Here is a 21792-nt window from a genome sequence, read left to right as displayed (position 1 = left end):
AGTAGCCGCCGCGCGGGCTACCCGCCGCGGACGAACAGCAGCCGGTCCCCCGCCTCCACGACACCGACGGTGGGCGAGTCGACCCGGTACAGCCGCCCCGCTCGCACGACGCCCAACACGATGTTCGGCAGGTGCCGCGGCGAGCGGCCGACCTCGACGCGGGTCACCTCCCGCTCGGCGATGTTGAAGCCGTCCCCGGGCGACAGCAGGTCCTCGATCATCTCCACGACCGACGGTGTAGTGGTGGCCATCCCGAGCAGGCGGCCGGCGGTCTCGGACGATACGACCACCGAGTCCGCCCCGGACTGCCGCAGCAGGTGCACGTTCTCGGCCTCGCGGATCGATGCGACGATCTTCGCCTTCGGCGCGAGCTCGCGAGCCGTGAGCGTCACCAGTACCGCGGCGTCGTCCCGGTTGGCCGCGATGATGATCGCCCCGGCCCGGGGTGCGCCCGCGAGACGCAGCACGTCGGCCTTCGTCGCGTCGCCGCGGACGGTGACCAGCCCCTCCACCTCGGCGGCCTCGAGCACCGCGGTGTCGGTGTCGACCACCACGATCTTCCCGACGTCGACTCCGTCCGAGAGCATGGCATTGATGGCGGTCCGGCCCTTGGTGCCGTAGCCGACGACGATGGTGTGGTTGTGCACCGAGGACCTCCAGCGTTGGATCTTGAACGCCTGCCGCGATCGCTCGGTGAGGACCTGCAGGGTGGTGCCGACCAAGACGATCAGGAACAGGACGCGGAGCGGGGTGATCAGCACGACGTTCACCAGGCGTGCGCTCTGGGTGACGGGCGTGATGTCGCCGTAGCCCGTCGTCGACAGGGAGACGGTGGCGTAGTACAGGCAGTCGAGCAGCGTCAGGTAGCTCTTGGCGGTGTCGCGGTAGCCGTCCCGCTCGATGTACACGACCGCGACTGCGAGCGCGAGCGCCCCGAGCGCCACCAGCACGCGCATCGAGATGGCACGCCACGGGCTGGCGTCCCCGGCGGGTATCCGCAGGATGCCGACGAGCGCGTGGTCCGGCATGTCGGTCAGCTCAGCCTTGGGCCGCCGCCGGAACTTCGTTGCTGCCATTTCCTGCCTAGTCGTCCGTTATGGGATCTGTGCGAGCCTAGCCGCACCGGGCGACCCGACAGCCGCCGCCACGGCTTCGCGGCATCTGCCACAATCGCGACATGACCTCCACCGACCGGATCGCCCTCGGCATGGCCGGCTCCCTCGCGACGACGGGCGTTCTGCATTTCGTGGCACCGAAGCCCTTCGACGCGATCGTGCCGCCGCAGCTGCCGATCACGCCCCGCCAGGCGACGCAGCTCTCCGGCGTCGCGGAGCTCGTCTGTGCGGCGCTGCTCGCGGCGCCCCGCACCCGGCGGCTCGGCGGTGTCGCCGCGGCCGCACTGTTCGTCTCGGTGTTCCCGGCCAACGTCTACATGGCGCAGCAGTGGTCCGGCAAGCCGCTGCCGCTGCGTATCGGCGCCTACGCCCGTCTGCCCCTGCAGGTCCCGATGATCGTGTCGGCGGTGAGGATCGCTCGGGCTCGACCCGCCACCGTCGAACCCGAGTGACGGCGGCCCCGGCCCCGGCTCACCCCGCGCCCGCGCCGACGATCAACGCGCGCAGCCCGTCGTGGTCCAGTAGATCGGTGGGCGCGACCGTCTCGCCCGACCGGACGTAGAAGAACGCCGCGCGCACGGAGTCGAGAGACGTACCGTGCAACCGCGCCCAGGCGAGGCGGTACGCGGCCAGCTGCACGGCGGCGGCGCGCTGCTCGGCCGGTTCGGTGGGCTGTGCGCCGGTCTTCCAGTCGACCACGGTGAATCCGCCCGCTCGATCGCGGAACACGGCGTCCATGCGGCCGCGGAGCACCGTGCCCGCCACCGCGATCTCGAACGGCACCTCGATGTCGACCGGGGTGCGGGCCGCCCACTCGCTCTCCTCGAACCGACGCTGCAGCAGGGCCAGGTTCTCGTCGTCGCCCCCGGAGTCGGCCGCGCCGGGCAACTCATCGAGATCGAGAAGGCGCGACGCCCCGTAGCGCCGCTCGACCCACGCGTGGAAGGCGGTGCCGCGGCGCGCGTACGGGTTCGGCTTGTACGGCACCGGTCGACGCAGCCGCTGCGCGAACTGGGCTGGGCTGCGGCGTAACTCGACGAGCTGGCTGACGGACAGATCGTGCGGCAGCGCCACCTCCAGCTCCAACGCCGCGTTGCGCTCGCGCTCGGCGAGCAGCGCGGTCACGTCGGCGGCCCAGCCGTGCGGGTCATCGAGGTCGGACTCCCCCGCAGCCGGGGCCGCCGGTGTCGCGAGCTCCGCCAGCACCCGCTCGGCACCCGCGTCCACGGCGGGACGATGCGCGCCGAGGAAGTCCCGCGGCCACGGCGCGGTGACGGGCTCGGCCTCGAGGGGATTCACGGCGTCCTCATCCGGCTCGGGCGCCCACACCTCGACCGCGTCGGGTGCGCCGGCACGCGCCTCCTCGAGGAACCGCGACGGCGCCTTCGGCTTCTTCACGTCCTCGCTCCACCGGTGCCCGGACAGCAGTAGCACCTGCTCGGTGCGGGTCACCGCCACGTAGTACAGTCGCCGGTCCTCGTCCGACGACAGACTCCTGAGCGCGTCGCGATGCCGCTCCAGTGCCTCCTCGAGGTCCTTGCGGTTGGCGCAGCCGCCGAACTCGGCGCGCGGAACCCCTTCCCCCGCACCGGGGTCCACGTCACCGTTGGGCCCGGGCTCGGCGACGACGTCCCCGCGCAACGCGGGCGGGAGCTCTGCCGGGCTGGAGAGCCACGTGGGCAGCGCCCGCCCCGAGGGGAAGATCCTTTCGGACAGGTGCGGCACCACCACGACCTCCCACTCCAGGCCCTTCGCCGAGTGCACGGTGAGGATCTGCACGCGGTCGGCGGCCACCTCGACGTCACCGGGCGCGAGCCCGCCCTCCACGGCCTCGGCCGCCGCGAGGAAGGCCAGCAGGCCGGGCAGCGAGGCGTTGGGCCGTTCGGCGTAGGACACGACGACGTCGGCGAACGCGTCCAGATGCTCGCGGCCGGTGCCACCGCCGCCGACCTGTCGCGCGGCGCGGATGCGGGTCTCGATGCTCACGCCGAGCACACGCTCGGCCTCCGCGACGACCTCCGGCAGTGGGTGCCCGAGCCGCTGTCGGATGTGCCGCACCTCCCGGTCGAGGGAGCGGATCCGATCGAGACCGACGGCCGAATAGTGGTGCGCAGGGCCCGGATCCGCGATCGCATCGCCGAGGCCGGCCACGTCCAACAGCTCCGCCGGCAGGGTCGCATCGAGCGCGGCGTCGAGCTGCTCCCGAGTGCCGACGGTGCCGGCGGTCGCCCGCCCGACGGACGTCGCGATCCGCCCGGCCCGGTCCCACAGGGCACGCAGGTCGGCGGCGCCGAGCTGCCACCGCGGTCCGGTGAGCAGGCGCATGGCCGCGGTCCCGGCGAGCGGATCCGTGGCGAGTCGCAGCAACGCCACCACGTCCTGTACCTCCGGGGTGTGCAGCAGCCCGCCCAGGCCTACGACCTCGACCGGGATCCCTCGTTCTCCCAGCGCCGCGGCGAGCCCCGCAGAATCGGCGTTGCGGCGCACCAGCACCGCTGTGGTCGGGGGCGGGGCCGCCAGCAGGATCCGTTCGCGCCACAGCTCCGCGATCGCGTCGGCCACCCAGTCGCGCTCCTCGATCACCGTGGCGTGCAGAGCGATCCGGACATCCCCCTCGGGAGCATCGGGTCGAGCCCGCAGCGTAGACACCGGCACGCCTCGCTCCCGCAGTTCTGCCGACGACTGATTCGCGAGCCGCAGCGCCGCCTCCGGGTTGCGCCAGCTGGTGAGCAACTCTCGCCGCGGAGCGGGGCGCCCGTCCGGGAGCGGGAAGTCGGTGGTGAACCGGGGCAGATTCGCCGCGGACGCGCCGCGCCAGCCGTAGATCGACTGGATCGGGTCTCCCACGGCTGTGACCGCCGGGACCCGCTCGGCATCGGGCCCGGACGCTGTGCGTCTCGAGCCCGGCCACGCACCGAACACCGACGCCAGCAGCACCCGCTGCGCGTGTCCGGTGTCCTGATACTCGTCCAGCAACACGGCGCCGAATCGGCGTCGCTCGATCGCGGCGACGTCCGGGTGCCCCAGCGCGAGTCGCGCGGCAAGGCTCATCTGCGAGCCGAAGTCGAGTACCTCGCGTGCCCGCATCTCCGCAGCGACGGCCTGGACCAGCGGGATCAGTTCGCGCCGCTCCACCTGCACGTCGCCCTGCTTCTCGAGCGCTTGACTCACCGCCTGCCGCTGCCGCGGGCCGGGCGGCAGCGTGAGGATGAGCCGCTCGAGCTCTCGGTCGGCATCGAGGATCTGCTCGGGGTCGACCAGGTGGTCGGCGAGCGAGGACGCCAGGCCGAGGACGAACTGGGTGAGCGATGCGGGGGTGCGGTCGGTGTCCAGCTCGCCGTCCCAGCCGGTGACCACGTCGTAGGCGATCTGCCAGCGTTCGGTCTCGGAGACCAGTCGCACCGACGGCTCGACGGGCAGCAGCATGCCGTAGTCGCCGAGCAGCCGACCCGCATACGTGTGATATGTACTGATCTCGGGTTCGACGGTGCGCAGTAACACCCGCAGCTCACCGCTCGGGTCGAGCCTGTCGGCCACCGGTGCGGCGGCGAGTCGCGCAAGCCGTTTGCGGACGCGGATCGTGAGCTGCTGCGCAGCCTTCCGCGTGAACGTCAGACCGAGCACCTGATCGGGCGTGACGTAGCGGTTGGCGATCAACCACACGACACGGCCGGCCATCGTCTCCGTCTTGCCGGCGCCGGCGCCGGCGACGACGAGGCCCGGTTCGAGCGGCGCCTCGATCACGTCGCGCTGCTCGTCGGTGGGACCGAACGCCTGGCCGAGCTCCTCGGCGAGACGGTCGGCGGAGATCAGCGGCGGGTGTGGGAAGCCGACGGTCCGACGGTCAGTCATCGGTCACCGCCCGTCCGCGTTCGACGGCGGGACAGCAGGCCGCGGCATCGCAGTGCGCGCACACCGGGCCGAGGGTGGCGATGAACCGAGGCCCCCGCGTGGCCTGCGCCGCGTGCCGCATCACCGACAGCCACTCGTCGACGTCGGCGGGCGTCAGCGCGGGCTGGATACGTTCCGCCGCACCGGTCTTCGCCTCTTTGGCGACGTATACAAGCCTACCGCCGCCGGGCTCCGCCGCCGGATCGACGACGGCCGGGTCCACGCCGCCGTGCGCGAGCGCGGTCTGATAGGTCCGCAACTGCGGGTTGGCCTCGGCATCCGCCTTGGTGGGCACTGTGCGTCCGGTCTTGAGATCGATCGGGACGGGCCGGCCGAGCGGATCACACTCGAGCCGATCGATGCGGCCGCGGACCCGCAGGTCGGGGCCCTCGGTGTCGCCGGCGGGGATGACAGCGTCGATGGGCACCTCGACCGCCACCTCGGTGAGGTCGGTGCGGGTCGCGGCGAGCCACGCGCGCAGGTTCTCGAGCATCCCCTCGGTGCGCGCGAGTTCCCGGCGTGCGAACCAGTCGGCGTCGAGATCTACCCGCTCCCAGACTTTCTGGAGCGCCGCGCTGACCTCCTCCTTCGGGATGCGGCCGGCCACGGCCTGCGCGAGCGTATGCACCAGGTTGCCGGTCACCTGCTGCGTCGAGTTGCCGTCACGGCCACCGAACCGTTGGATCATCCAGCGCAGCGCGCAGGCCTCCAGGGCCTCGACGTTGGACGGGGACAGCACGACGGGGCCGTCCTCGGGCCGCCACAGCGGGTCCTCGGTGCTGGCGCCCGGAAATCCATACCACGACGATGGGTGCGCCCCGGGCACTCCGGCATCCGCGAGACGCGCGAGTTGTCTTGCTGCATGAGCCTTCTCGTCCGGGTTATGACTCCCGCCGTCCGGCTCCGACACCACCGCGCGCAGGGTCGCGACCATCGTGCGCAGATCGAGGGCGACGACGGGTTCGGTCTCGACGGCGGGCGTGTACGTGTCCGGGTCGTCCGCGAGCGTGGGCGCCAGGCCCTGCAGGAACCGCGACGGCACGAGCTCGCCGTCGCCGTCGGCCGAGTCGACCGCGGTGAGCAGCAGCCGGGTGCGTGCCCGCGAGCACGCGACGAGCAGCAGCCGCCGTTCCTCCGCGAGCAGTGGCAACGACCGGGACACCGTCGCCAGCGACGCGGGTGGCAGCCCGTCGAGCACGTCCACCAGGTCCTGCGTGCCGAGCAGCCCGCCGCGCAGCCGCAGGTCGGGCCAGCGGCCCTCCTGCAACCCGGCGACCGCCACGACCTCCCATTCCCGGCCGATCGCACCGTGCACGCTGAGCAGGGTGACGCCCGTGGAGGTGGCCTCCGAGGTCCGGTTGCGACCGCGCGGGATCTGGAGTTGCTCGATGTACTCGACGAACCGCGCGACGGACGCGGTAGGCAGCGTGTCGGTGAAATCGGCTGCGGCGTCGAACAACCCGAGTACGGCATCGAGATCACGGTCGGCCTGCTCGCCCAGAGACCCGCCCCGCAGCGCCAGCCCCGACCATCGAGTGGCGAGGCCCGTGGTCGCCCACGCCGCCCACAGGGCCTCCTCGACGGAGCCGGCGGCGGCGCGCGTCGCCGCCACCACCTTCGCGACCCGCAGGACCGGCTCGGCCTCGAGCTCCGTGAGCGCTGCGCGGTACGGCGCGAAGTCGACGGCGCCGATGAGGATGTCGCGCAGCAGCTGGGCAGAGCCACGCTGTTCGGCTGGGTCGACGCGGCGGATCGCCCGCCGGACCCGGCGCAGGGTGAGCGGGTCACCGTCGCCGACGGGGCCCGACAGCAGGGTGAGCGCGTCGGGCGCCTCGACCGAGCCCGGATCGCCCACGATCCGCAGCACCAGCAGCAACGCATGCACGACGCGCTGCTGCGCGAGCGGCACGTCGTCGGACGGCACCGTGACCGGTACGCCCGCATAGGCGAGCGCGCGGCGCAGCGGCGCGATCGACGCGGACACCGAGCGCACCACGATCGCCATGTCCGCCCACGGGATCCCGTGCGTGACGTGCTCACGACGCAGCATCGCGGCGATCGCGTCGGCCTCCTTGGCCGGCGTCGAGAAGACCCGGATCGCGGAATCGCCCGCGCGCCGGCGCTCGGCGGCGGTGGCTGCGAAGCGCTGCGGCAGCCGTGCGGACACGCGGTTCACTGTGGCCGCGATCTCGTCCCCGAACCGGAAGCTACGCTCCAGCAGAATGTCCCGGCCGCGCTGGACGTCCATGCTCTGGAGGAACCGGGTGGCCGCACCCCGGAACGAGAACACCGCCTGATCCGGGTCGCCCGCGATCACCGTGAGTTCGGTACCCGTGCCGAGCAGCCGCACCAGGGCGGCCGCCAACGGATCGAGGTTGTGCGCGTCATCGACGAGCAGGAAGCGGATGCGCTCGCGCTGCTGCGCAAGCAGGCCGTCGTCCGAGGCGAGCGCAGTTACCGCGGCATCGATCAGTTCGGCGGCGTCGACGGCAGGAGCCACCGCCTGCGGCCCGGCCGACCCGACGGAGCCCCGCAGCAGCGTCGTCTCCTGGTACTCGCGGTAGGAGCGCGCGGCCGCGACCCATTCGTCGCGCTCGTGCTCGCGCCCCATCCGCTCGAGTTCCTCGGGCCCGATGCCTCGCTGTGCAACCTGCGCGAACAGGTCACGCAGCGCCACCGCGAAGCCGTTCGTCGCGAGCGCGGGGCGCAGCCGCTGTGGCCACCACCATGCGCCGTCTGTGACATTGCCCCGCAACAGCTCCCGGATGACCGCGTCCTGCTCGGATCCGGTGATCAAGCGCGGCGGCGGCTCGCCGTTGCGGATCGCCGCCAGTCGCAGCACGGCGAACGCGAGCGAGTGCACCGTCCGCACCAGCGGCTCGTGCGTGGCGTGGGCGCGGCCACCGTCGGGCGCGGTGGCGAGGACGCGTGCCGAGACGTCGCGCCGAAGCCGCTGGACCGCGAGCTTGCTGCCGGTCAGCAGCAGCACCGACTCCGCATCCACGAGCGGGTCGGTGAGCTTGGCCACCGCGATGTCCACCAGCGCCGACGTCTTGCCCGTACCAGGCCCTCCCCGGATCCGATAGGGCGACCACCCGCCGGTGTCGAGCGGCAGGGCTCCGCTGGCCGGGGCCATCAGCTCGGCGACCGGTCCGCCCCACTCGCGCGGCGGCGGCGCCTCGGGACGGTGGTAGGCGAGGGTGACGCGCGGCCGCCGGTGCCGCGCCGCGCCCTCCTCCCGCGCGCCCGTGTCTCCTGTCATCGTCTCCACCTCCCTCGCTCGATCTACCCGAATCAGATCACACGGGTACGACAGGATCGGCGAGCGCAGGTCAGACATCGAGCATCGCCAACAGCAGGCGGCACTACCGCTGTGCGGGGCCCACCCGCGTCGAAGCCCGACCTCAGCTTCGACCGTCGGCGAGTCACCGTCGTCCGAGTCCGTCGCCGTCGCCGCCTGGATCATGGGCGACGGCCACCGGGCGATCGGCAGGTGGATACGATCTGTCGGTGGATAGACCGCGGCGGCACACTCACCTGAGCCGGGCGGCGACGGCGCCGGGCGCCCTGCTTGTTCCGATACCGCTTGTTCCGATACCGCACGCAGGTCGGGACGCGTACCGCGAACCACTCCCCGGGCAGCTCCCACAGCGGTCCCGCTCCGGCGACACTCGCCGTCTGCCTATCCGGCTGCCCGTGAGGTTGATTACGAGTTGCGCAGCCGATTGGTGCTGATAAATTTCTGGTTTGTGATCGGTTGCTCGGGATCTCGCCGAGCGCGGGTGCCGACGGTCGGCACTTCGGAGAGGCGGGGAGCGTGGATGTAGAACGCGCGCGACCCGACCGCCCGACGGAATCGGCTGACGGCACGGAGTATCTGCCGGACGCGAGCTATCTCCTGGACTCGCGTTTTCTGATGCGCTACACGCGCGAGTGTCTGTTGGTCCACCAAGCACCTCCGGAGGATCCGTCCGATCGTCGGATCGTGTACGCGAACGAGCCGCTGTGCGATCTGCTGGGTGTCGTGTCGGAGAAGGAACTGTTGGGTAGACCCATCCTGGACTTCGCCCATCCCGAGTCGGCGCCCGCGCTCCGGGTGCCGATCACCGCGAAGAAGCTCGGCAGCTTCGTGCCGCCGCGGGAAGCGATTCTGCTGCGGGCTGATGGGACAGCGTTCCGGGCGGAGATCGCCGCGGTGAGCATTCTGTGGGAGAACGGCAGGATCGCGACGCAGTCGATGGTGTGGGACCTGACCGACCGGGACGAGAGCATCGATCACCGACTGGCGTTGGAGCACACGCAGGGCGGGGTGCTCGTGTATCAGGACGATCGGGTGGTGTGGATGAACCGGGCTGCCCGGGACATGGCGGGGGCCTCCACCGATCGGGACGTGATCGGACGGCAGATCGCCGATTTCTTGCATCCAAACGCCGTGTCGGAGACCTTGAAACGTCGGGCGATGCTGCTTGAGATCGGCGACGTTGCACCGCAGCGTGAGCTGCAATTGTTGCGGCTGGACGGGACCCAGTTTCCAGGAGAGCTGGTTGCCGTCCGTACCCAGTGGCAGGGCCGGCCTGCGATCCGGGTGATGGTCCGGGATCTCACCGACCGCGCCGAGAGCATCGATCACCGGCTGGCGGTGGAGCACACTCTCGACGGCCTGTTCGTGCACCAGGACGGCCGGATCGTCCGGATGAACCGGGCCGGTGTCGTCATGGCCGGAGCCACCAGCGAGGAGCAGATGCTGGGCCGCCCACTCACCGACTTCGTACACCCCGATGCGATCCCCGCGATGCAGCGGCGGGTGGCGGCGTTGACGAAGGTGGGCGATGTGGCGCCGGCGATGGAGGCGACCCTGCTACGGCTGGACGGCACCCCGGTTCTCGCGGAGGTGGTCGCCGTCCGCACCCAGTGGCGGGGTCGGCCGGCGATCCAGGCGGCTGTGCGGGATCTCTCCGATCGGGCCGAGCGCCGTCGCACGGAGCGGGAGATGAAGACGATCGTCGAATCGCTCGACGAGGGTGTCGCGGTCGTGGACCGCGACTCGCGGGTGGTCCGGGCGAATCTCTCGGCGCGGCGGATCCTCGGCGTGCGGGATCAGGATCTCGTCCAGCCGTTCTTCTGTCAGTCGATCCGTCTCCACGAGCACAGCGGCGACCCGGTGGCCACCGACACTCACCCCGTGACCGAGGTTCTCCGCACCGGCGTTCCGCGTACCGGGCTGGTGTATCGGATCGACCGCCGGGGCCACGCGGTCTGGATCAGTGGCAGCGTGCGGCTGCTCGAGCCGGACGACCCGCACTCGCCTGTCCTGGTGTCCTTCGCCGACATCACCGTGCAACACGCCGCCGCCGAGCAGGCCAGGTACGACGCGAGCCACGACCCGTTGACCGGGCTGGCGAACCGAAACCTGTTGCAGACACGCCTCGACGCCGCACTGGCCACCGCCCGGAGCACCGGGGCATCGGTCGCGGTCATGTTCTTCGACCTCGACCGATTCAAACGGGTCAACGACACCTTCGGCCACCACCACGGCGACGCCGTCCTCGTCGAGACCGGCCGCCGCGCCCGGGTGTGGGCACGGACCGGCGACTGCGTGGCCCGCGTCGGCGGCGACGAATTCGTCGTCCTCGTCGCCGACGGTGTCACCGATGTCGCCGACGCCGAGCGACGGGCCCACGCCCTCAGGGCGCGGCTGACCCGTCCCCTGTACCACCACGGCGAGCAACACCACATCAGCGCCAGCATCGGCGTGGTCGTCCTCCCGCCCGGCGAGCCCCGCGCCGCCGCCGAGATCCTTCGAGAAGCCGACGCGGCGATGTACCAGGCGAAGAACCAGACCCGCCTGCCCAACAGCGACGGCAACCCGGTCCACGTCATCAGCCTGCGCAGACGGGGCGACACGAACCACTAGCCACACCTTCATCGCAACCGGATCCAGGCAGTCCAGGCTCGGCCGAGACCCTCATTCCGCGACACACACCGTCGCGGACCGACCGCGCACGCAGCCGACTATATGAGGTCCGGTGTGTCCCCGCGGTCTCCCATACACTCCTGCGCATTCCAACAGGGATGCGCCCCTGCGGAATCCGTTCGTCAGGGGCCGGAAAGGAATACACTAAAATGCACACACAGACCACACCGATAAAGATCACCGGAATCGGCGCAGTCACCGGCTACGGAGTCGGCCGCGAGAAACTGTGGGACGGGCTGATGTCCGGCAAGCCCGCCGCGCACTTACACCCCGGCTACCTGCCGGACGGGGCCGACGCCTGGCTCGCCCGGATATCCGAGGACATGCTCCCCGCCGACGGGCAGAGTCGATACGCCCGCGCACTGCGGATCGCGGTCACCGAGGCCGTCGCCGACGCCGAAGCCCGCGGCTGGACTCCCGGCCCGGTTGTCGGCATGGTCAACGCCACCGCGACCGGTGACGTCGACGTCTGGCGTGACCTGCACTCTCGCGCCGGCCGCGGGCGCGACAGACGGGGGTTCATTCAACTATTACCATCGACACCGCTGTCGGACTTGATGCGCGCCAACGACTGGCATGGTCCAGTCAACAGCATCTCCGCAGTGTGTGCCGGCGGCGGCAATGCCCTGCTCCAGGCCCGATCCTGGCTCAACGATGGTCATGCCACCGATGTCGTGGTGGTTGGTACCGATCTGCTCGCCACACCCGAGATCCTCGCCGAGTTCGTCCAACTGGGAGTCGCAGTCACCGATATCGACCCGCTCGACGCGTGCCGCCCCTTCCAAGAAGGCAGCCGGGGATTCGGCTTCGGCGAAGGATCCGTCGCGATGGTGTTGACCCGACGCAGCGCGCAACCATACGCACAGCTGCTCGGCGGTTCCATGTCCCACGATGGCCACCACGCTACGAACATCGACCCCTCCGCCGAGCAGGTGATGCGGTGCGCCGCCGAAGCCCTGCGCGACGCGGGGGTGCAGCCCACAGACATCGGCTACTTCAACGCTCACGGACCAGGTACCGCCCAGTGCGACGCCGCCGAGACCCGCATGCATGCCGAGATCCTCGGCGGGGCGGCAGCGATCTTCTCCGTGAAACCTCTCGCCGGGCATTGCCAGGGCGGTGCCAGCGGCACCCTTGAAGCGAGCGTGTCCGCTCTCGCGTACGACCGCGGCACTATCCCCGCGCCACACCGCGTCGCCGACGGGCACCCCCGTCTACTCGACGGGCCCACCCCCGCCACCGACGGACTCACCCTCAAGTCGTCACTCGGCATCGGCGGACACAACTCCTGCGTCGTGCTTGGACCGCCCGCTCGATAGCACGGACCGCGCACCACCTCGCAACGCCGCCTGGGTCGCCGACCGGCTCAGGCGGCGGAGTGGGTGCACGAGTCCGGTACCGAACGCTGCGCTGCCGACCCCGGTCGCGTGCGCCGACGAGCATCAGCTGTCGATGCCGTCCACGCCACGGTCGACGACGTAATCGCGCTGGCGCTGCAATACCTCGACCTCGTACCGATCGTAGAAGTCAGCCCGCCCCGGATCTGGGCGAGCACATGGTCGGCGTCGTTGCGCCAGGCGGCGGGGCTCGCCTCGTCTGAAAAGCGGATCATGCTCACCTGATCCTCGCCGGTGGTATCGGTCCAGACCGTGCTGCCGAGGTAGCCCGGCATCCGCGACACGATCTCCGTCATCCGGGAATCGCACCGGGCAAGGGCCTCGACGTCGACGTCGGAACGCAGCCGCAGTCGTATCAGGACAACGATCATGCGGCGGCCGCCGGCCCGGGATGCACGTCGAACACGCTGTGGAGGACGCGAAGATCCGCGTTGCCACCGGCGTGGATGACGGCGATCCGCCGCCCGCGGTTGCGTCCACGTTCCCCAACTGCTACGGCGAGCCCGCGTGCGCCGGCGGGCTCGGCCGGATTATGCGCGGCTCGATGAGCCAGGACCGTCGCCGCGGCGGCCTCCTCCTGGCTGAGCCGGAGGATTCGGTCGACGCCCTTCGAGATGGCCGCGACTAAGCGCTCTGCGGCGTGTTCGGATGCGGCCTGAAAATCGGCTCGGTGCAGCGACATCGGATCCGGATGCGATCGTCATGGTCTTCGTCGTTCTCGTTCTCATGGGACACAGGCGACACTGCCCGATCATCGGGCGCTCCGTCGATATCCAGTCGGAAAGAGCTGAACCTCACCCACCTGCCGGGCGAACGGCGCGAGTTGGTTCTCAAACGAACCGTCAGCGAGGCGAGGACCGTCATCGGGACGGTCGGGCAGCTCCGAAGGTCTTCGGACCTGCCGAGACGGTTCAGGGAACGAGGAAAGTCGAGTAGCAGCTGCTCGCTGGATGTTTCCCGAAGTAGGCCGACCGCAGAGGGGTACTGTGCGCGCATGCTGAACGTCCACCGTTATGGGCCCTGGCAGGGCTCGGCCGGGACCCCGGTCGTCCTCGCGATCCACGGCGTCACCGGCCACGGCGCACGCTGGCGCGAGTTCGCCGACAGCGAGTTGCGCGGCGTGCGGGTCCTGGCGCCGGACCTGCGCGGCCATGCGCGGTCGACGTGGGAGCCGCCGTGGAACTTCGAGCAGTTGGTAGCCGACTTGGTGGAGGTACTCGAGGAGGAGCCGCTCGGACCGGTCACGGTGGTCGGCCACTCGCTGGGCGGCGCGCTGGCCTGCCGGCTGGCGCAGGCGCGTCCCGACCTCGTGTCGGCGCTGCTGCTGGTCGACCCGGCGCAGGGTCTCGACGCGGCGATGTGCCTGACGATCGCCGAGGAGACGGTGGCCCACTTCGACTTCGGCTCGGTCCAGGAGGCGCGGGACGACAAGACCTCAGGCGCGTGGGCGAACGTGCCGAGCGAGATGCTCGACACCGAGATCGCCGAGCACCTCGTGCGCCGCGACACGGGGCGCTGGGAGTGGGACGTGTCCTGCCCCGCGGTGGCTGCGATGTGGGGCGAGCTGGCGCGGCCGGCTGTGCCGCCACCCGCAGGGATCCCGACGACGGTACTGCGCGCGGCGCGGGCGCCGTTCGTCACGGACGCGGTGGTGGCCGTGCTCCCCGAAAGCGCCCGGGTGATCGTGGTGGATTCCGATCACATGGTGACGCAGGAGCAGCCTACGATCGCGGGCGAGCACCTCCGTCGACTGATGGGACCGAGATCGTGACCGACGCACAACAGGATCGGACCGATACCGGCGTCACCGCCGCGACCGAAGTCCTCGCTGCGCTCCCGACGGTGCGCGGCTGGCAGGAGGACCTCTACCGCGACCTACACCGACACCCCGAACTCTCGCACCACGAGACCCGAACGGCCGGCATCGTCGCAGAACGACTGCGCACCAGCGGATTCGACGTGCACGAGGGGCTCGGCGGCACCGGCGTCGTCGGCATCCTCCGGAGCGGCGACGGCCCGACGGTGCTGCTCCGCGCTGACATGGACGCCCTCCCCGTCACCGAACAGACCGGACTCGACTACGCGAGCCGGACCGACGGCGTCATGCACGCCTGCGGCCACGACACCCACGTGACCTGCCTCCTCGGCGCCGCGGCGCTCCTGGCCAGCGCGCGCGACCGCTGGTCGGGGCGGCTGGTCACGGTGTTCCAGCCGGCCGAGGAGGTGGGCGGCGGAGCGCAGAGCATGGTGGACGACGGCCTCGTCGACCTGGTCGGACGCATCGATGTGGCACTCGGGCAGCACGTGGTGCCGGGCCCCGCAGGGGTCGTCGCCACACGGCCCGGACCGGCCTTCGCCGCGTCGGACGTGCTGCGGGTGACGGTGTACGGGCGCGGCGGCCACGGCTCGATGCCGGACCGCTGCGTCGATCCGGTGGTGCTCGCCGCGATGATCGTGATCCGGTTGCAGACCATCGTGTCCCGCGAGGTGTCGCCCACCGAGACGGCGGTCGTCACCGTCGGGCGGATCGTGTCCGGCACGAAGGCGAACGTCATCGGCGACCACGCCGTCTTGGACGTGAACGTGCGCAGCTACAGCGAGGAGACCCGCGCCCGGATCCTGGCTGCGATCCGGCGCATCGTGGTCGCCGAGTGCCAGGCGTCCGACTCGCCGCGCGAGCCCGACATCGAGCCGGTCGAGAGCTTCCCGGTCACGGACAACGACCCGGACGTCACGAAGCGCGTCGCGGATGCCTTCACGAAGTTCTTCGCCGAACGCGCCATCGACCTCCCGCAGGTACCCGCCAGCGAGGACTTCGGCGACATCCCGAAGGCGTTCGGCGCGCCGTACTCGTACTGGGGTTTCGGCGGAATCGATTGGGACACCTACGCACGGGCAATGGCCGCCGGCACCGTCGCCAGCGATATCCCGGCGAACCACGCGCCGACGTTCGCGCCCGTCGTGCAGCCCACCCTGGACACCGGGACGCAGGCGCTCGTGGTCGCGGCGCTCTCCTGGCTGTAGGGGCGCGGCCGCCCGGCGACACTTTCCTACACCTGCGTATCAATTGATGATAGCGTCGGGTCATGAACCTCTCGTCCGGCGCCCTACGGACCACAGACCTCGGCTTCTTCGGGCCGGACTCGCCGACGTGGCGGGTGTGGTCGTCCCCCACGTCCATCATCGGATTCCAGCGGTCGGTGGTGCTCGAGCACTTCGACGCGAATCTCACCGCCGCGGTGGCAGACTCGGCCGGCATCTAGACCGACCCGTTCGGTCGGCTCGACCGCACGCTGTCGTACTTCCTGCTGGTCGCGCTGGCCGACGGACGGACCGCCGTGGGCGCCTCGGAGCACCTGACCGACGTGCACGCGAAGGCGACCGGCATCGAGCCCGTCGCCGGTCGCCGCTACGCCGCCAACAACCCGGCGTCTCAGCTGTGGATCCACGTGACCGGCTGGCACTCGGTCCTCAAGTGCTACGAGATGTACGGACCCGGCCCGCTCTCCGCCTCCGAGGAGGCGCGCTACTGGCGCGACTGCGTGGTGGCTGCGGAGCTGCAGACCTGCGATCCCGCGGCGGTTCCGACGTCCCGCGACGAGGTCCGCCAGTACTTCGCTCACGTCCGGCCGTCACTGTGCCTGACCGAGCGCGGCCGGCGGGCGATGCACTACCTCCTGCGCACCGACGGTCACGGTCCACGCGTGCGGATCGGCAGCTCGCTGCTGGCGCCCGCGACCATCGCGACTCTGCCCGCGTGGATGCGCGAGATGGGCGGCTTCGAGCAGTGGGGCGTGATCGACCGCGGCTACCGCCTGCCGGTCCGGGCGACGATGGGCGCGTTCGCCCTGCGCAACGGACAGGGCACCGCCGCGTTCACCCGCCTCCTCGCCCCGCATACCGCCGATATCCTGCGGCGTCACCGCGCTCAGGGCGCGGAGCCGGCCGGGCTCGACACCGTCACCCCCGCAGCGGCCAGGCAGCGCTACGGTCGTAGGACCGCGGCCGTGTGACGCACTTCCTACGGGAGCGTATATTCGGCCGGTGTGATCGGCTATGAGCTTCGCGACAGGGTCGCGATCATCGAATTCCAGCGCCCCGAGGCGCGCAACGCCCTCAACCCGGAGGTGCTGGCCGGGCTGATCGCGGCGTTCGACCGCGCCGTGGCCGACGAGGCCTTCGTCATCGTGCTGACCGGGCAGGGCAGCGCGTTCTGTGCCGGTGCCGACCTGCGCTCGGGGGCGGTACTGGACAAGGGCTTCGCCACCGACGTGATCGATTTCTACGTCCGGGCGGAGAAGCTCGACCAGATCGTGGTCGCCGCCCTCAACGGTCCGGCGGTGGGTGCGGGCGTGCAGATGGCGATGATGGCGGACCTGCGGGTCCTCGACCCCAGCGCGACGATTGCGATCCCGGCCGCCAAGCTGGGCGTCACCATCGACAAGTGGACGCTGCGTCGCCTCGAGAACCTGGTCGGCGGCGGCCACGCCCGCAGCATCCTGATGGCCGGCCGCAAGTACGACGCGCAGACCCTCGAGCAGCTCGGCTTCGCCAACCTGATCGGCGACCGCGCGGCCGCGCTCGAGTTCGCCCGCGGCCTGACCGCGATGGCCCCGCTGTCGCTGCGCAACTACAAGGCCCTGTTCAAGAACGACTACGCCCGCGAGACGGTGACCGCCGCCGAGCAGGCGCGTCTGCACGCCGTGTGGGACTCCGAGGATCTCAAGGAGGCCGTGATGGCCCGGTTCGAGCGGCGTGACCCGGTCTTCCGTGGCCGCTGAAGCCCCTGCCCCCCACTCCCCCGCCCGTGCCCGACGCGCCGAGCACCTCGGTCCGGCCCGCCGCCGCCCGCAGATCCTCGACGCCGCGCTGGCGATCGCGATCGCCGACGGGGTCGACGCCGTCACCGTCGCAGCGGTCGCGCGCCGCATGCAGGTGACCCGGCCCGTGGTGTACGCCTGCTTCACCGACCGCAAGACCCTGCTGGACGATCTGCTCCACCGGGAGGAGGACCATCTCCGCGACGCCGTACTCGCGTCGCTGACGCCGCGCAAGGTGTACGCCGACGCCGACGTGTTCATCGAGGGGTTCACCACGCTGCTGCGGTCGGTCGCGGCCCGGCCGCAGGCGTGGCGACTGCTCTACAGCAACCCCGACACGGAGGTCGCGCACCTGTTCGGTCGGGGCCGGGCCGCCGCGATCGCGCGATGCACGGCGATGCTGCGCCCGACGCTCACGGCGTGGGACGTCGCCGACGCCGACCGGAAGCTACCCGCGCTCGTCGAGCTCTGGGTCAGTTCGGGCGAGGCGGCGGTCCGGACGCTGCTCGCACAGGAGGGACAGCAGCGGGTCGACGAGCTGGGGCGGCTGTTCGGCGTCGCGGTCTATCACGCGCTCCGGTCGGCCTGAGCCAGCGCCCGCTCGGCGCGCTCGCGCCACCATCGTTCCCGCTCCGGCGTCGCCCGCAACCGCTCGAGCAGTGCGGGATCCGGCGACGGCGCCCGCTCCGGTACGGCGATCACGCCGCCGGCCGACCGCGACGACCCGGTGGCCACGACGTCGGAGGCGAAGAGCGACAGCGTATCCAGGCCGCAGGCGTGGTCGAGCGTGGGCAACGCACCGGCAAGCCGCAGCTGCGCCGCGAGGCCCACGCTGGTCTCGAGCGCCGACGACACCACGCACGCTAGCCCCGTCGACTCCGCGACGGCCAGCCCCCGGCGCACCCCGCCCAGCGGTGTGGCCTTGATGATCGCCACGTCGGCGACATCCCGGGCGCGTGCATCGAACGGGTCGACCGCGCGCCGGATCAGCTCGTCGGCAGCCAGCGGAACACTGGTGCGGCCGTGCAGAACCTTCATCTCATCGTATGTGGCACAAGGCTGTTCGGCATACTGCAGCCCGCCGGCGGCGCGGTCGAGCAGGCGGAGGTTCGCGGCGGCCTCCTCGACGCCCCAGGCGCCGTTGGCATCCACGCGAATCGCGCCCGTCGGGCCCAACGCGTCGCGGACCGCGGCCACGCGCTCGACGTCGGCGGCGATCCCCGACTCGTGCGCCACCTTGACCTTGACGGTGCGGCACCCCGAGCGCCGCACCCGCTCCGCCGCCTGCTCGGGTTCCACCGCGGGGACGATGCAGTTGACCTCGACGCGGTCCCGGACCGGCGCCGGCCAGCCGGTGTGCGTCGCCTCGACCGCGGCCGCCATCCACACCGCGGCGACCGCATCGTCGTAGTCGTCGAACGGGCAGAACTCGCCCCAACCCAGCGGGCCGCGCAACAGCATCCCCTCGCGCACGTCGATGCCGCGGAACCGCGCCGGCATCGGAATCGCGTACACCAGCACCTCGTCGAAGTCCGCCAGCCGCATGACGTCCAGACTACGGTCGAGACCATGGGACGGATCACCGACCGGGACGTGGAGGCGGTGCGGGCGTGTGTGGCGTCGATCCCACCGGGCCGGGTCATGACCTACGGGGACATCGCAGCGGTCGTCGGGCTCGCGTCACCGCGCATCGCCGCTGCGATCATGCGTGCGGACTCGGCGGACCTGCCATGGCATCGGGTGATCCTCGCGAGCGGCCGGCCGGCGCCGCACATCGCGACGCGCCAGCTCGCGGCGCTCCGCGCCGAGGGGGTCCTCGCTGACGACGGCCGGATCCCGCTCAGGCGCGTCCGCTGGCTGCCCGAACCGCCGTGAACCGCGCGGCGACCAGCTCGACGACCTCGGGTGCCACCCCGAGCGGGGCGGTCACGGCGTCGGCGCCGACGTCGTGCAGCCGCGCATGGAACAGCCCGGGTGCCAGCTGGTAGGACGCCACGAACACCCGTCTCGGCGCCGCCCGCAGCCGTGCCACCTCGTCGGACACCAGCGGCTCGCCGGCGGCCTGGAAACCGTGCGCCACATCGTCGCCCACCCGCTCGGCGAGCAGCGCGGCCATCGCCGCGACGTCGGCCCGCGCCCGCGGGTCGGAGGATCCCGTGGCGCCCAGCACGATTCGATCCCCCGGACGCCAGTCGACCGCGCGCAGCCGCCGCACGAGTGCGTCGGCGAGCAGCGGGTCGGGGCCGAGCGGGGCGGTGACCGTCACCTCCGGGCGTCCACTCGCCGCCACGTGGCGCGGCAGATCGGTGTGCACGTGGTAGCCGGCCGCGAGGAAACAGGGGACGACGACGGCGGCGCCGTCCCCCTCACCCAGCACCTCCGACGGTGACGGGCCCAGCACGTCGACGAACGCGACCCGCACCGTCCCCACCCGGCGTGCGACAGCACGGGCCAGGTCGCCCACGGCTTGCACGCCGCGCACCGACCGGGTGCCGTGCGCCACCATGATGCGATCGGGTCCGGCCGAATCGGATCGGCTCAGAGCAACCACCGCACGAGGTCGGTGGCGTGCTGCAGCCCCGGGAACGCCGCGGCGGTCGACCGCGGGTGCAGGGCGTGCACCGAGAGCCGGAAGATGAGCGCGCGCAGCACCATCTGCGGCCACTCCGGCAGGTCGCGCCAACGCACCAGCAGGTCGTCGTCGGCGCCGCCCCACGCGAGCGCGTCGACCACGATCACGGCGGCGGCCCAGGAGGCCGGGCGCCAGTAGGGGGTGATGTCGGTGATGCCGGGCGCAGCCGCGCCGGCGAACAGGACGGTGCCGAACAGGTCGCCGTGCACCAGCTGCGGCGACGACGCGACGGGCGTGCGTAGAGCGGCCAGCTCGCGGACGAGCTCGACGGAGTGCTCGGCATCGGGCGAGAGGTCGATGAGCGCCCCCATCTTGCGCGCGACGGTGAGCGGGTGCTCCTCCCACGCGGCGCGATCCGCGAAGCCGAAGATGTCGACGTCGGTGAACGGCGCGACCGGGGACGCCAGCAGGAAGCGCGGGCGGTCGAGCTTCGCGGTCATCTCGTGCAGCCGATTCGCCAGAGACACGATCTCGTCGAACCGCGGCTCGGGGGCGCCAGCGATGAAGGTGTCGGCGCGCCACCCGGACACCACGTACCGCCCGTCGGTGGCGCGGAACGGGCGCGCAAGGCGCATCCCCTCGACGTACAGGTTCTCGCGCACCTTCGCCGACCAGGCCGCGCGCGCGTGGTCGGCGACCAGGGACAGCACCACCTCACCGACCCGCCAGCCCCCGTCCCAGTCGGATCCGAGCGCGATCGGCTCGGGACCGTCGAGACCGAAGGTCGACAGCACGTGGTCGGGGGGCTCGACGGGGCTCACAATGATCGAATCTACCGGTCGGCGGACACCTTCTCCCCAGGCAGCGCCCGAGGGAAGGTAACGATCCGCCTACTTCCGTCGGCCGTCGGTTACTTCGCCGGCTCGATCAGGAAGATGGGGATCAGGCGATCGGTCTTGGTCTGGTACTCCGCGTACGGGGGGTAGGCGGCGACGGCGCGCTCCCACCACTCGTCGCGCTCGGCGCCGGAGATCTCCCGCGCGACTCCCGACGTGGTGACGGTACCGTCCAGCACGTCGATCTCGGGGTCGCCGAGGAAGCTGTAGTACCAGGTCGGGTGCTGCGGCGCCCCGCCCTTCGAGGCGACCGCGGCGTAGACGCCGTCATGCTCCACGCGCATGAGCGGGCGTCGGTAGAGCTTGCCGGACTTGCGGCCGCGGTAGGTGAACACCACGACCGCCTGGCCCGCGACCCCGACAGAATCGGTGGTGCCCGTCTCGTCGATCTTCGCCAGCTGGTCCTTGACCCAGCCGGCCTTCTCCTCCGCGTATTCACCAGTCAATGCCATGGCACGCGTAACCACCATCCGGAGCCGGGTTATTCCTTGCTACAGTTGTACTATTACTAGTAATACAGATGGGGGGAGCGTGGACATCTACATCGACCCGCTGTCGCCGGATCCGATCTACCAGCAGATCCGCGACCGCATCGTCGAGTCCATCGCGGCCGGACGGCTACGGCGGGGGGACGCGCTGGTACCGGTCCGATCCCTGGCCGCGGCATTCGGGATCAACCCCGCCACCGTCGCCAAGGCGTACAACCAGCTGCGCGAGGAGGGACTCGTCGCCACCACGCGCAAGTCCGGGTCGGTGATCGCACGAGATCCCGGCAGCGGGCCGCCCCGCCCGGACTTCACGCCGGCATGGCGCGCCCGGCTCGCGACGGTACTGGCCGAGGCCGCCGCGCAAGGACTCGCGGACGACACGCTGGCCGACGAATGCGGCCGCATCACAAGCGGTTTCACCACACGGACGGATGCGCCATGACCTACCTCACCGTTGCCGTCACGCTCCTGCTCGGCGGCATACTCGCCCTCACTCCGCAACTGAGCCGCGCGACGGTGCCGCTCGGCGTGTCCGTCCCCCGCGCCCACGCCGCCGATCCCGCCGTGCGCGCCGGGGTGCACCGGTTCCGCCTGGGAGTCGCGGCGGCCACGGTCGCCGCCTCCGTCGTCGCCGCCTCC

General features: G+C 71.4%; 18 protein-coding genes and 2 pseudogenes. 12 read left to right on the top strand and 8 right to left on the bottom strand.

Features of this window, described 5'->3' with window-relative positions:
• Nucleotides 1–17: 17 nt before the first annotated feature.
• On the bottom strand, nucleotides 18–1076 hold the full coding sequence (locus ABD908_RS10705; protein WP_344994950.1) for a potassium channel family protein: 1059 nt from the start codon (nucleotides 1074–1076) through the stop codon (nucleotides 18–20).
• Between the two features lie 101 nt (nucleotides 1077–1177).
• On the opposite strand from ABD908_RS10705, the gene ABD908_RS10700 reads away from it, so the two are divergent.
• Nucleotides 1178–1567 carry a DoxX family protein gene (locus tag ABD908_RS10700; protein WP_344994948.1) on the top strand — a complete coding sequence of 130 codons (390 nt, stop codon included), beginning with the start codon at nucleotides 1178–1180 and terminating at the stop codon, nucleotides 1565–1567.
• 19 nt (nucleotides 1568–1586) lie between these two features.
• Here the strand turns inward: ABD908_RS10700 and ABD908_RS10695 are convergent, their stop codons facing one another.
• Nucleotides 1587–4967, bottom strand: a complete 3381-nt coding sequence (locus tag ABD908_RS10695; RefSeq protein ID WP_344994945.1) for an ATP-dependent helicase — start codon at nucleotides 4965–4967, stop codon at nucleotides 1587–1589.
• A complete protein-coding gene (locus tag ABD908_RS10690) occupies nucleotides 4960–8268 on the bottom strand; it encodes an ATP-dependent helicase (protein WP_344994943.1) in 3309 nt (1102 codons plus the stop codon). The genes ABD908_RS10695 and ABD908_RS10690 overlap by 8 nt, the downstream gene beginning before the upstream one ends.
• A gap of 654 nt (nucleotides 8269–8922) precedes the next feature.
• On the opposite strand from ABD908_RS10690, the gene ABD908_RS10685 reads away from it, so the two are divergent.
• Nucleotides 8923–10920 (top strand): sensor domain-containing protein, encoded by a 1998-nt coding sequence (locus tag ABD908_RS10685; RefSeq protein WP_344995047.1) that lies wholly within the window; start codon nucleotides 8923–8925, stop codon nucleotides 10918–10920.
• A gap of 209 nt (nucleotides 10921–11129) precedes the next feature.
• Entirely contained in the window at nucleotides 11130–12299 is a 1170-nt protein-coding gene (locus ABD908_RS10680) for a beta-ketoacyl synthase N-terminal-like domain-containing protein (protein WP_344994940.1), read from the top strand.
• Between the two features lie 47 nt (nucleotides 12300–12346).
• Here the strand turns inward: ABD908_RS10680 and ABD908_RS10675 are convergent, their stop codons facing one another.
• The gene (locus ABD908_RS10675) at nucleotides 12347–12748 is read right to left on the bottom strand and encodes an antibiotic biosynthesis monooxygenase family protein (protein ID WP_344994938.1); all 402 of its coding nucleotides are present in this window, start codon (nucleotides 12746–12748) and stop codon (nucleotides 12347–12349) included.
• Nucleotides 12749–12786: 38 nt separating this feature from the next.
• Here ABD908_RS10675 and ABD908_RS10670 point away from each other — a divergent pair, with 38 nt between their 5' ends.
• The 6 genes and pseudogenes from ABD908_RS10670 to ABD908_RS10645 all read left to right on the top strand — a co-directional run bounded on the left by ABD908_RS10670 (nucleotide 12787) and on the right by ABD908_RS10645 (nucleotide 17786).
• Nucleotides 12787–13005: a hypothetical protein gene (locus ABD908_RS10670; RefSeq protein ID WP_344994935.1), complete on the top strand. Its 219-nt coding sequence runs from the start codon at nucleotides 12787–12789 to the stop codon at nucleotides 13003–13005.
• 366 nt (nucleotides 13006–13371) lie between these two features.
• Nucleotides 13372–14148, top strand: coding sequence for an alpha/beta fold hydrolase (locus ABD908_RS10665; RefSeq protein ID WP_344994933.1), 777 nt, complete (start codon nucleotides 13372–13374; stop codon nucleotides 14146–14148).
• Nucleotides 14145–15401 (top strand): amidohydrolase, encoded by a 1257-nt coding sequence (locus ABD908_RS10660; RefSeq protein ID WP_344994931.1) that lies wholly within the window; start codon nucleotides 14145–14147, stop codon nucleotides 15399–15401. Before ABD908_RS10665 ends, ABD908_RS10660 begins: the two co-directional genes overlap by 4 nt.
• 62 nt (nucleotides 15402–15463) lie before the next feature.
• Nucleotides 15464–16390, top strand: a pseudogene (locus tag ABD908_RS10655) (oxygenase MpaB family protein).
• A 33-nt stretch (nucleotides 16391–16423) separates the two neighbouring features.
• A complete protein-coding gene (locus ABD908_RS10650; RefSeq protein ID WP_344994928.1) occupies nucleotides 16424–17158 on the top strand; it encodes an enoyl-CoA hydratase in 735 nt (244 codons plus the stop codon).
• A complete protein-coding gene (locus ABD908_RS10645) occupies nucleotides 17148–17786 on the top strand; it encodes a TetR family transcriptional regulator (protein WP_344994926.1) in 639 nt (212 codons plus the stop codon). The genes ABD908_RS10650 and ABD908_RS10645 overlap by 11 nt, the downstream gene beginning before the upstream one ends.
• On the opposite strand, the gene ABD908_RS10640 is transcribed toward ABD908_RS10645, so the two are convergent.
• Complete coding sequence (locus ABD908_RS10640; protein WP_344994923.1) at nucleotides 17765–18742, bottom strand: o-succinylbenzoate synthase; 978 nt, start codon at nucleotides 18740–18742, stop codon at nucleotides 17765–17767. The two genes, ABD908_RS10645 and ABD908_RS10640, sit on opposite strands and share 22 nt — an antisense overlap.
• 24 nt (nucleotides 18743–18766) lie before the next feature.
• On the opposite strand from ABD908_RS10640, the gene ABD908_RS10635 reads away from it, so the two are divergent.
• Nucleotides 18767–19072, top strand: coding sequence for an MGMT family protein (locus ABD908_RS10635; protein ID WP_344994920.1), 306 nt, complete (start codon nucleotides 18767–18769; stop codon nucleotides 19070–19072).
• Here the strand turns inward: ABD908_RS10635 and ABD908_RS10630 are convergent.
• The 3 genes from ABD908_RS10630 to ABD908_RS10620 form a co-directional block, all read right to left on the bottom strand.
• Entirely contained in the window at nucleotides 19038–19703 is a 666-nt protein-coding gene (locus ABD908_RS10630; RefSeq protein WP_344994917.1) for a sirohydrochlorin chelatase, read from the bottom strand. The two genes, ABD908_RS10635 and ABD908_RS10630, sit on opposite strands and share 35 nt — an antisense overlap.
• Before the next feature lie 32 nt (nucleotides 19704–19735).
• Nucleotides 19736–20590, bottom strand: a complete 855-nt coding sequence (locus ABD908_RS10625) for a TIGR02569 family protein (RefSeq protein WP_344994914.1) — start codon at nucleotides 20588–20590, stop codon at nucleotides 19736–19738.
• An 89-nt stretch (nucleotides 20591–20679) separates the two neighbouring features.
• Nucleotides 20680–21117, bottom strand: coding sequence for a nitroreductase family deazaflavin-dependent oxidoreductase (locus ABD908_RS10620; protein WP_344994911.1), 438 nt, complete (start codon nucleotides 21115–21117; stop codon nucleotides 20680–20682).
• 79 nt (nucleotides 21118–21196) lie between these two features.
• On the opposite strand from ABD908_RS10620, the gene ABD908_RS10615 reads away from it, so the two are divergent.
• Nucleotides 21197–21595, top strand: a complete 399-nt coding sequence (locus ABD908_RS10615; RefSeq protein ID WP_344994908.1) for a GntR family transcriptional regulator — start codon at nucleotides 21197–21199, stop codon at nucleotides 21593–21595.
• Nucleotides 21592–21792, top strand: a pseudogene (locus ABD908_RS10610) (hypothetical protein); the annotation flags it as partial. The gene ABD908_RS10615 and the pseudogene ABD908_RS10610, both read left to right, overlap by 4 nt.

This window comes from Tsukamurella soli (assembly GCF_039541155.1).
Taxonomy (GTDB): domain Bacteria; phylum Actinomycetota; class Actinomycetes; order Mycobacteriales; family Mycobacteriaceae; genus Tsukamurella; species Tsukamurella soli.
The sequence above is the reverse complement of the archived record's forward strand: the minus strand, read 5'-3'. Positions and strand labels throughout refer to the sequence as shown.

Bases quoted from the DNA above. Each gene is read 5' to 3' on its own strand.
- ABD908_RS10705 (WP_344994950.1), bottom strand. From the start codon at position 1,076: ATGGCAGCAACGAAGTTCCGGCGGCGGCCCAAGGCTGAGCTGACCGAC.
- ABD908_RS10700 (WP_344994948.1), top strand. From the start codon at position 1,178: ATGACCTCCACCGACCGGATCGCCCTCGGCATGGCCGGCTCCCTCGCG.
- ABD908_RS10695 (WP_344994945.1), bottom strand. From the start codon at position 4,967: ATGACTGACCGTCGGACCGTCGGCTTCCCACACCCGCCGCTGATCTCC.
- ABD908_RS10690 (WP_344994943.1), bottom strand. From the start codon at position 8,268: ATGACAGGAGACACGGGCGCGCGGGAGGAGGGCGCGGCGCGGCACCGG.
- ABD908_RS10685 (WP_344995047.1), top strand. From the start codon at position 8,923: ATGCGCTACACGCGCGAGTGTCTGTTGGTCCACCAAGCACCTCCGGAG.
- ABD908_RS10680 (WP_344994940.1), top strand. From the start codon at position 11,130: ATGCACACACAGACCACACCGATAAAGATCACCGGAATCGGCGCAGTC.
- ABD908_RS10675 (WP_344994938.1), bottom strand. From the start codon at position 12,748: ATGATCGTTGTCCTGATACGACTGCGGCTGCGTTCCGACGTCGACGTC.
- ABD908_RS10665 (WP_344994933.1), top strand. From the start codon at position 13,372: ATGCTGAACGTCCACCGTTATGGGCCCTGGCAGGGCTCGGCCGGGACC.
- ABD908_RS10640 (WP_344994923.1), bottom strand. From the start codon at position 18,742: ATGCGGCTGGCGGACTTCGACGAGGTGCTGGTGTACGCGATTCCGATG.
- ABD908_RS10635 (WP_344994920.1), top strand. From the start codon at position 18,767: ATGGGACGGATCACCGACCGGGACGTGGAGGCGGTGCGGGCGTGTGTG.
- ABD908_RS10630 (WP_344994917.1), bottom strand. From the start codon at position 19,703: ATGGTGGCGCACGGCACCCGGTCGGTGCGCGGCGTGCAAGCCGTGGGC.
- ABD908_RS10620 (WP_344994911.1), bottom strand. From the start codon at position 21,117: ATGGCATTGACTGGTGAATACGCGGAGGAGAAGGCCGGCTGGGTCAAG.